Genomic DNA, 8,814 nt, shown 5'->3' with positions numbered 1-8,814 from the left:
GGCCGGACTGACCCGGCTGACGGCAGCCGCCGTCACCACCTCGGCGCGGGGCGTCCCGGCCGTCACCGAGCCGCACAAAATCGCCCGCTGGCAGTGGTTCGCCCCCGCCGAGATCCCTTCGTCCCTCTACGCCCCGTCGGCGGCCGTGCTGCGCGCCTGGCGCCCGGACCTCACCACGCTGCCGCCCGTCACCTCGTACGACTACCGCGTCTCGGGCCCGGCACCGAGCGCCTGAGCAGCTGCCCCGCTGCCGATCAGGAGGTGGCCGTCAGGACCGTCACGACGGTCACCGCCACCATCGCGGCCTGCATGTCTTGGATGGCGGCCCGGACGCTCGCGGCCGCCCACCGGCCGGCGGCCATCTCCGCCATCCGGGCCGTCACTTCCTCGGGCTGCCGGCCGGGGAAGGCGAGCCGGTGCAGCTTGGCCGAGTGGATCAGGGCGATGAGCCCGGCCGTGCGCTCGTCCGGCTCGGCGCCGTCGAGGACTACTTCGCGGAGCCGCTCGCGCAGGGCGCTCTCGACGGTGCCGTCCGCCTCCGGGTAGCGGCGCTGCGGGAACACCCCGAACACCTTGTGCACCTGGGCCACCACCAGCCCGCGCTCACCCAGCCTCTCCAGGGCGGCGCCGACCGCCTTGGGCTGGTCCTTCGTCAGCCAGTCCGTCACCCGGCGCTTGCCGCGCCCCCGCAGCCAGACCTCCAGCAACCGGATCCGGCCGTCGAGCAGTTCTTCGCCCGTCGGCTCGGTGCTGCTGAGTTCCAGGTACTTGCCCGACACCGACACCCGCTCCGCCAGGACGAGTTCGAGCAGGAGCGCTCCCGCCACGGCCCACCCCGCCGACTGGCGCTGCCGTGCCGCCCCGGACTCGTCGTCCAGGGACAGCAGCATGATCTCCTCGGCCAGTGTGATCCTCACGAGCGCCCCCGTCGTCCGTCGGCCGGTCCGGCTGTCCCACCGCTTCGAAGGGGATGACGACGGACGGCACCACGAGGTTCCGTTCCGGGGCCCGGTCTACCGCCGCACCACACTCTTTGGCGCGAAGTTGCCCTCCCTCAGGTCCTCCGCGAGCAACCGCTTGGCGATCGCGTCCGCCGCGACCCGCAGTTCGGCGCTCCGCGGTCGCCCCCGGTCCCTCTCCAACCGGTCCTTGAGCCATTCGGCCCACGCCTTCGAGATCACGTCGGCCTCCCGCTGCCCGGCCGCGGTGAGGGTGAAGTAGCTGTCCTCGCGGCTGAGGAAGCCCTCGTCCACCATCCGCTCGAAGACGGGGACCAGCACCTCCGGCGGCAGGGACCGGCGGCCGGCGATCAGCCCGAGGCCGGCGTGGCCGATGGTCCGGGTCATCAGGTCCACCTGCATCACCGCCCAGGCGCCCGCTATGTCCAGCCGGGTGTCGGAGTCTTCGACGATCCCCCGCGCCGTGTCCGCGCCCATGTTCCGTACGAGCTTGCCGACGGCCAGCTCCAGCAGCTTGGCCGAATCCCCCGAGGCCGTGGCCGGTGAGCCGAACCCGTCACCCATGTCCGTGGATCCGGCCCGGGCGCTGTCGCGCAGCCGCACCTCCTGGAGGAAGAGCGCCACGACGAAGCCGAACGCGGCGACCGGAACGGTGTAGAGGAACACGGTCTGCAGGGCCTGCGCGTACGCCTCGATCACCGGGGCCGCGGCCTCCGGGGCGAGCCGGTGCACCCCCTCCGGGGTGGACGCCGCGCCGGCCAGCTGCGCCGGATCCTGGCCGGTGAGCCGCGCCGCCTCCCCGTACGCCTTCTCCAGTCCGGGCCCCAACTGGTTCGCGTAGATCGTCCCGAAGACCGCCGTCCCGAAGGCGCTGCCGAGCGTACGGAAGAAGGTGACGCCCGAGGTCGCGGTGCCGAGGTCGGCGTAGTCGACCGTGTTCTGCACGGCGATGGTCAGCACTTGCATGGACAGGCCGATGCCCGTGCCGAGCACGAACATGTACAGCGATTCCAGCAGGGTGCTGGTCCCGGGCCCCATCAGTGACAGCAGGTACAGGCCGACGCCCATGACCGCGTTTCCCACGATCGGGAAACGCCGGCGGGGGCAGTGGTCACCCTCGCACTGTCACAGCGCGCCCGCCGCGGCGCATGCGGCACTGAGCCGTACGGGCGATGCGCGCGCCGGGATCAGCGCAGGTAGGCGAGGCCCTCGTGCTCCGCCGAGTACCCGTCGAGCAGCCGCCGGGCCACGCCCACCGAGTCGACCAGCGGATGGAGCGCGAAGGCCTTGACCGCGTCCGCCCGCGAACCGCTCGCGGCCGCCGCCAGGATCTCCCGCTCGACCGCCTTGACCGCCGTCACCAGCCCCACCGCGTGCAGCGGCAGCTGCTCGACGCCCACCGGGTGGGCGCCGTTCGCGTCGACCAGGCAGGGCACCTCGATGACGGCCTCGGCGTCGAGGACGGACAGCGTCGCCCTGTTCCGGACGTTCAGGATCAGCGTGGCCCGCTCATCCCGGGCGATGGCCCGCATCAGCGCGAGCGCGACCTTCTCGTAGCCACCGGATTCGAGGTCGCTCCCGTCGCGGGCGGGAGCACCCGCCGCCTCGCGGTTCTCGGCCATGTACGTGGCCTCGCGCTCGGCCCGGGTACGGTCCCAGGCGGCCAGCGCCGCCCCGGCCGGCGCGTCGGCCCGGCCGGCTTCGGCGTAGAAGCCGCGCTGCTGGTCGCGCAGGAAGGCCCCGCGCGTCTGCTCGGCCTCCTGGTACGCCCGTACGGTGTCACGGTTGAAGTAGTAGTAGTGCAGGTACTCGTTGGGGATCGCGCCGAGCGAGCGCAGCCATTCGGCCCCGAAGAGCCGGCCCTCCTCGAAGGACTCCAGGGCCTCGGTGTCGGCCAGCAGCCGGGGCAGCTCGTCGCGGCCGCCGATGCGCAGTCCGCGCACCCAGCCCAGGTGGTTGAGGCCGACGTAGTCGATCCAGGCCTCCTGCGGGCGGGCGCCCAGCAGCCGGGCGATGCGACGGCCCAGACCCACGGGGGAATCGCAGATGCCGATCACCCGCTCGCCGAGCTCCTCGGCCATGGCCTCGGTGACCAGCCCGGCCGGGTTGGTGAAGTTGATGACCCATGCCTCGGGGGCGCCGCGGGCGATCCTGCGGGCGATCGCCCGCGCCACCGGCACGGTCCGCAGGCCGTACGCGATCCCGCCCGCACCCACCGTCTCCTGGCCGAGAACCCCCTCGGCCAAGGCGATCCGCTCGTCGGCGGCACGCCCGTCCAGGCCACCGACGCGGATGGCGGAGAAGACGAAATCGGCCCCGCGCAGGGCCTCGTCGAGGTCACCGGTGACCGTCACGGCCGGGGCGTCCACCGCCGGGTCGGCCGCCGAAGCGGCCGCGGCCTGGTCGCGGAGCACCCGGGCCATGGCGTTGAGCCGTGCCGGGTCCGTGTCGTACAGCGTCACGTGGGACACCCTGCCCTCGGCGCGGTCGCCGAGCAGCGCTCCGTAGACGAGCGGTACCCGGAAGCCGCCCCCGCCGAGGATCGTCAGCCGCACGCGCCTACCGCCTTTCGCCAGTGCAGATCCCGTCGCCGAAGCCGCCACCGTGACGGCCGATGCCACGATCGATTACACGATCGGTGACACGACCGGTGACGCGGAAGCGACGGCACACGTCCGTGGGCACCAGTCTGCCCCGGTCGGTCACTCCACCGGCGACGGCACGGCGCGCAGCCTCACGCCCTGCAGCTGTGTGAAGCCGCCGCCGCTGCGGACGGGGCCCCTCGGTGCGCCCGTGGGCGTCGACAGGATCAGGGTGATCCGGGTCAGCCCCATCTCGCCCAGCATCCGACTGGTCTCGGCCACCATCCGGCACCGCACCAGCCCCCACCGCGAGTCGGGGTGACGCACGGTGCGCACCGCCCCGTCGAGCTCGGCGGCGTCGGTGCCGTGCGTGCTCAGCCAGTGCGGCACCCCGTACCGGTAGGCCGCCTCCATGAACGGGTCACGGGCCACCTCCTGGCGGATGCTGCGCAGCCCCTCGTCCTCGGGAGCCCCGGACAGCGCGGTCGCGAACTGGGCCAGCAGCGGTACGCACCAGGCCGGTTCGTGGTCCTCCAGCACGGCCGCCGCGTCCGGGTGGAACAGCACGAAGCGCAGGAAGTTGTCGTCCGGCAGGGCCGTCGGGTGCGGCCGTACGGACTGGAAGAGCTGGTCGAAGGCCGAGTTCGTCAGGGCCACGTCCCAGCGGTGATCCACCAGGAAGCTCGGGTAGGGCACGGACTCCATGAGGGCCGCGTAGTCGCACAGGTAGTCACGCTGCGCCGGGTCGTCGGGCAGCCGGTTCTCCTCGGCGGCCCGCCACGTGGGCGGCGGATCGCGGTCGACCATGACGCGGAACAGCCAGAAGCACTGCCGCTCGCTCATCTCCAAGGCCTCGGCCAAGGCGAGCAGTTTGCGGTCCGTCCACTCCTTGACCAGACCTCTTTCCCAGTTCCCGTACGCACGCACGCTGATGCGCAGCCGGGCGGCGAGGTCTTCCTGGCTCAGGCCCAGCTCCTCGCGGCGCTGGCGCAAAATCTCCTTGCGTCGCTCCGACCGCACGGCACCGCGGGCGGGTTCGTCGCCCGTCAGGCGCTCTTCAACGGCTCGGGCGAGTCCATCGGACGGGCCCACCGCTGCGAGATGTGGCACTGAGAGCTCCCCCTCCTCCGGTCTGGATCTTCATTTCCGTGTGGCGATCCTGCTACCGACTTCATTCGAGTGTCAACTATTGTGGCAATTCCAGCCTCTTGACAGCTCATTCCCGCCACAGCTGTGGCACGTTCTAGCCCTTCCGGGCGAGAGCGGCTAGATTCCAGAAGCCGACCATGTGCCCATACCGACTTCGCGCGATCTAGGAGAACCACTGGTGACAGACGGCTTCCCGGCTCCCGTCGCGGTGGCCGACGCACCCCTGGCAGCCACCATCACGCGTGTCGCCGAACTCGCGGGCAAGATGGGCCGCGACCGGAACCAGGTCTTCGACCTGCGGCGGCTCTCCGAGGCCTCCGGCGTACCCACGGACGTGGTCAGGACCCTGCTCGACGGCAGGCCGGCCGGCGAACCCGATCTGCAGACCCGCTTCCTCCAGCGCCTCGACCTGCTCCGGCGGACCCGTGTGAAACCGAACGGCCGCCGCTACACCCAGCAGGAGATCGCGGACGGCGCCGGCATGTCGCGGCAGCAGGCCGGAGCACTGATCAACGGCGACCGGCGCCCCACCATGGAACACTGCGACGCGATCCAGCGGTTCTTCGGAGTGCACGCCGGGTTCCTCACGGCACACGACGCCGACGCCCTCACCGACGCGCTCCAGCGGACGGAGCAACAGCTGCTCCAGGACTTCGCGGGGCGGACGCGGGAAACCGTATCGGCCTCGGGCGCATCGGCGGGCGATCCACTGGCAAGACTCCTCCAGAACCACGGTGTACGGGGTATCGCCTGGCGCGCCGCCCAACTGCCCAGCGACAAGCACCGGGACAAGGTGACCGAATGGCTGGACATGCTCCTCGAAAGCGTCAAACCGAACGAATCCTGACCCAGTCGAGAGTCTGGGTCTGATCCTTGAGTCCTGATCCGGATCCGCGCCGACGGGGAGAACGGTGAGCATAGGCAGAGAGCAGCGGCGGTTGTGCGGGGAGCTGGTGGCCGGTATCCGGCTCACCGCCCCCGTGGAACCCGTGGACCTCTACGCTGCCCTCTGCGAGGGCATGAGCAGACACCGCGGCCGCCGGGTGGACTTCCGGATGGCCTCGTTCCCGCCGCGGACGGCCAGCGGCCTGTGGCTCGACATGGCGGATCGCGATCTCGTGGTCATCGAGGAACGCACCGCCCCGGACCACCAACTGGTGATCCTGGGCCACGAGCTGTGGCACATGAAGGCCGGCCACTGCAGTCACCACGTCGACGGCGCCGCCGTCGCCGCGCGGCTGCTGACCGACGAGGCCGACATCGGCGAGACCGTGCGCCGCGTCGCCGCGCGCACCCGCGCCGACGTCAAGGAGGAGACCGAGGCCGAAACCTTCGGCTTACTGCTGGGTAGTCGGTGTCGGAACTGGCTGGCCGGATCGGCGAGCCACCGCGCTCCGGTCCAGCGCGATCAATTGGCGGGCCGGATCGAGGCTTCGCTGGGCTACCGGGGGCACAGGACCGAGCGTTGAACGGCAAGGACTACTACATACCGGCGGCCGCGATGGCGATCTCACTCGCCTTCAAGCTGCCGGCCCTGCGGCACAACTGGCGCGACCCGCTCCTGCGGTCGGTCGTCGCCCTGCTGACCCTGGCCGGAGCGGTGTTCACCTTCGCCGCCCCGCCCACCATCGCGGCGGTCAACCGCTGGACCGGGATCGACAACGTCTCGGCCCCCCTCGTCTACTGCCCGATCACCGCTTTCAGCGCCTCCTGCCTGGTCCTGATGGTCAACTGGCGGGGCGGACCGGCCGAACGGACCCGACGCATCTCGCGCCGCTGGATCCTGGGCTACAGCGTGGTGATCGTCGCCCTGATCGTGCTCTTCGCCCTCGGTGAGACCCCGGCGGAGCGGCTGCGCGACTTCGACACCTACTACGCGAACACGTCCTACGTCGGCCACATGATCGCCCTCTACCTGCTGGCCCACCTCGTGGCCGCGGTGGTGATGGTGGCCCTGTGCTGGCGCTGGTCGCTCCAGGTCCGCGGCTGGCTGCGGGTCGGCCTGGTGATCATCGTCATCGGCTACATCTTCAACCTCGCCTACGACGCCACCAAGATGACCGCGGTCGTCGCCCGCTGGTCCGGTCACAACCTCGACGGCCTCAGCACCTACGCCGCTCCGCCGCTCGCCTCCCTCGGGGCGCTGATCAGCGCGATGGGCTTCGTGGTCCCCCTCGTCTGCCAGCGGCTCTCGGACCACTGGCAGATCTGGGCGACGTACCGCCGGCTCGGCCCGCTCTGGCACGAGGTGCAGATCTCCGCGCCCACCGGCACGCCCTCCGTACAGATGGCCTGGTGGTCAGCGGCCGAACTGCGCGTGATCCAGCGCGAGTCGGACATCCATGACGGCTTCCTGCACCTCGGGCCGTACTTCGACAAGGGCCTCGGCGACAGCGCCTACGAGAGCGCCGTCGCCGAGGGTGCCGACGAGGAGACGGCCCGCGCCGTCGCCGAGGCCTCCATGGTCGCCGCCGCCGTACGGGCCCGCTCCGCCGACCCCGACGGAAAGATCATCGGAGAGGACGAGGAGACCGTCCTCGACACCGCCGACGGTCCCCGCGACCTGCTGCGGATCTCCCACGCGCTGCGGCACTCGCCGGTGGTGCAGGCGGTCCGGCGCGAGGTGACCGTGTAGCGGCGCCGAGGTGGCCGTCGCCGCCGCTCAGCGGGTGGCCACGGCCGCCGTCGCCGTGGCCGGGAACAGGTCCTGGAACGGCGCTGCGGAGTCGATTCCCTCCCGCCCGTACGGCGCGTCGAAACTCCACACCATGAAGAGCAGGAACACGATCAGCGCGCTGAACAGTCCGGCGAGCAGCAACTCCCTTCCGGAGCGGCGGATCTGCAGGGTGAAGATCAGTCCGACCGTGACCAGCCCGCCGACCAGCAGCCCGAACCACACCACGCCGGGCAGGGTGGACTCGGAGCTCTGTGTCCGCGAGTGCCGCGCGTCGTCGGCGGCCGCGATGTGGTCCAGCAGCGGCTGGTAGGCCTGCGCCTGGAGTTCGTTGGCAGGGCTCTGGTGCGTGACGTCGGTGCGCAGCTTGCCGAGCAGCGCGCCGCCCTCGGCCGAGGCGCCGTCGCCGGACGTCAGCAACGGCCAGTCCACGGCGACGGTGTGGGAGACGTACGCGTCCACCTCGCCCCGGATCCGGTCGCGAACGGCCGCCGGGTAGACGTCGGCGCGCTGGGTGACCTCGTACAGGGCCTGGGCCTCCCGGCGCACGCTGTCCTCGGCGGCGCCGCGCGCCTCCCAGACGCCGGCGATGGCCAGGCCGAGCACGATCGCGTAGACCACGCCCACCATCATCGTCATGTACTCGATGACATCGGGGGTTTCGCTGGTGTCCTCGTCATCGGCGGCCCGGCGGTGCCGGATCGTGGTGATGGCGAAAACGAGGGCGCAGACGAGCGCCATGGCGATGGCCAGGACCAGCCATTCGGACACGTGGATTCTCCCGGTGTGGATCGATGGATCGGTGATCGCGGTGATCGGTGGATCGGTGGATCGGTGGATCGGTGGGTCGGTGATGTGTGGTTCGGCGGACGGGGATTCGAGCGGCGGCGTCGGTCAGCTGCGGCTCTTGGAGCGGGGGCGCAGGGCGGCGGCGGCGAGTACGGCCGGGGTGGTGACGACGACCATGAGCATCACGGTGGACATCCCGCCCGGGCCGCGACGCTCCAGGGCCACCGCGCGGTACGGACGCACGTGGAAGGCGCTCACCCGTGCGGCGGCGGCCCTGGCCGCGGGCGGGGCGGGTGCGTCGGCCGACGCCGGCACGGATCGGCCCTCGGGACCCGCCGCGGGCTCCGGTGGCTCCGACCCCCCGGCCTCTGCCTCCGCGGACGGCTCCACCTCCGCGCCCTGCGGACGCGGTGGCGCGGGCTCGGCCGGCCGCTCGGGCCGTCCGGCGGGTGTGGCGGACTGCTGCCCGGGTCGCCCCGGATGACGCACGGTCGGCCGGTCGGCGCCGGGCACGGTCACCCGTACCGAGGGCCGTCCGGACGGCGGCCGGAAGACCGGCCGCTCCGGTCGTCCCGCCGGCACGCACAGGTCGACGCGGGCGCCGTAGCCGTCGCCGTCGTCCTCGCCCGCGACAGCCACATGGCCCTGCAACGGGCAGAGC

8 protein-coding genes and 2 pseudogenes are annotated in these 8,814 nt (G+C 71.8%); 4 read left to right on the top strand and 6 right to left on the bottom strand.

Annotated elements, in window-relative coordinates; genetic code table 11:
* Positions 1 to 235 (top strand): annotated as a pseudogene (locus ACWGIU_RS20560) (DNA mismatch repair protein MutT); the annotation flags it as partial.
* Positions 236 to 254: 19 nt separating this feature from the next.
* Here ACWGIU_RS20560 and ACWGIU_RS20555 read toward each other — a convergent pair.
* The 4 genes and pseudogenes from ACWGIU_RS20555 to ACWGIU_RS20540 all read right to left on the bottom strand — a co-directional run bounded on the left by ACWGIU_RS20555 (position 255) and on the right by ACWGIU_RS20540 (position 4,534).
* Entirely contained in the window at positions 255 to 917 is a 663-nt protein-coding gene (locus ACWGIU_RS20555; protein ID WP_453707786.1) for a GOLPH3/VPS74 family protein, read from the bottom strand.
* 96 nt (positions 918 to 1,013) lie between these two features.
* Positions 1,014 to 2,057, bottom strand: a pseudogene (locus ACWGIU_RS20550) (MFS transporter); the annotation flags it as partial.
* An 89-nt stretch (positions 2,058 to 2,146) separates the two neighbouring features.
* Positions 2,147 to 3,514, bottom strand: coding sequence for a 6-phospho-beta-glucosidase (locus ACWGIU_RS20545; RefSeq protein ID WP_453707784.1), 1,368 nt, complete (start codon positions 3,512 to 3,514; stop codon positions 2,147 to 2,149).
* A gap of 147 nt (positions 3,515 to 3,661) precedes the next feature.
* Positions 3,662 to 4,534, bottom strand: coding sequence for a helix-turn-helix domain-containing protein (locus ACWGIU_RS20540; RefSeq protein WP_453707782.1), 873 nt, complete (start codon positions 4,532 to 4,534; stop codon positions 3,662 to 3,664).
* A 334-nt stretch (positions 4,535 to 4,868) separates the two neighbouring features.
* Here ACWGIU_RS20540 and ACWGIU_RS20535 point away from each other — a divergent pair, with 334 nt between their 5' ends.
* The 3 genes from ACWGIU_RS20535 (at position 4,869) to ACWGIU_RS20525 (ending at position 7,325) form a co-directional block, all read left to right on the top strand.
* Positions 4,869 to 5,537, top strand: a complete 669-nt coding sequence (locus ACWGIU_RS20535) for a helix-turn-helix domain-containing protein (RefSeq protein WP_453707780.1) — start codon at positions 4,869 to 4,871, stop codon at positions 5,535 to 5,537.
* A 64-nt stretch (positions 5,538 to 5,601) separates the two neighbouring features.
* Positions 5,602 to 6,159, top strand: coding sequence for a toxin-antitoxin system, toxin component (locus ACWGIU_RS20530; RefSeq protein WP_453707778.1), 558 nt, complete (start codon positions 5,602 to 5,604; stop codon positions 6,157 to 6,159).
* The gene (locus ACWGIU_RS20525; protein ID WP_453707776.1) at positions 6,156 to 7,325 is read left to right on the top strand and encodes an MAB_1171c family putative transporter; all 1,170 of its coding nucleotides are present in this window, start codon (positions 6,156 to 6,158) and stop codon (positions 7,323 to 7,325) included. Before ACWGIU_RS20530 ends, ACWGIU_RS20525 begins: the two co-directional genes overlap by 4 nt.
* 27 nt (positions 7,326 to 7,352) lie before the next feature.
* On the opposite strand, the gene ACWGIU_RS20520 is transcribed toward ACWGIU_RS20525, so the two are convergent.
* Positions 7,353 to 8,135: a bestrophin-like domain gene (locus ACWGIU_RS20520; protein ID WP_453707774.1), complete on the bottom strand. Its 783-nt coding sequence runs from the start codon at positions 8,133 to 8,135 to the stop codon at positions 7,353 to 7,355.
* Between the two features lie 123 nt (positions 8,136 to 8,258).
* The coding region (locus ACWGIU_RS20515) for a hypothetical protein (protein WP_453707772.1) at positions 8,259 to 8,814 on the bottom strand (556 nt) is incomplete at its 5' end.

The organism is Streptomyces sp. NPDC054840 (assembly GCF_053611065.1).
This window is presented reverse-complemented; position numbering and strand designations above follow the sequence as displayed.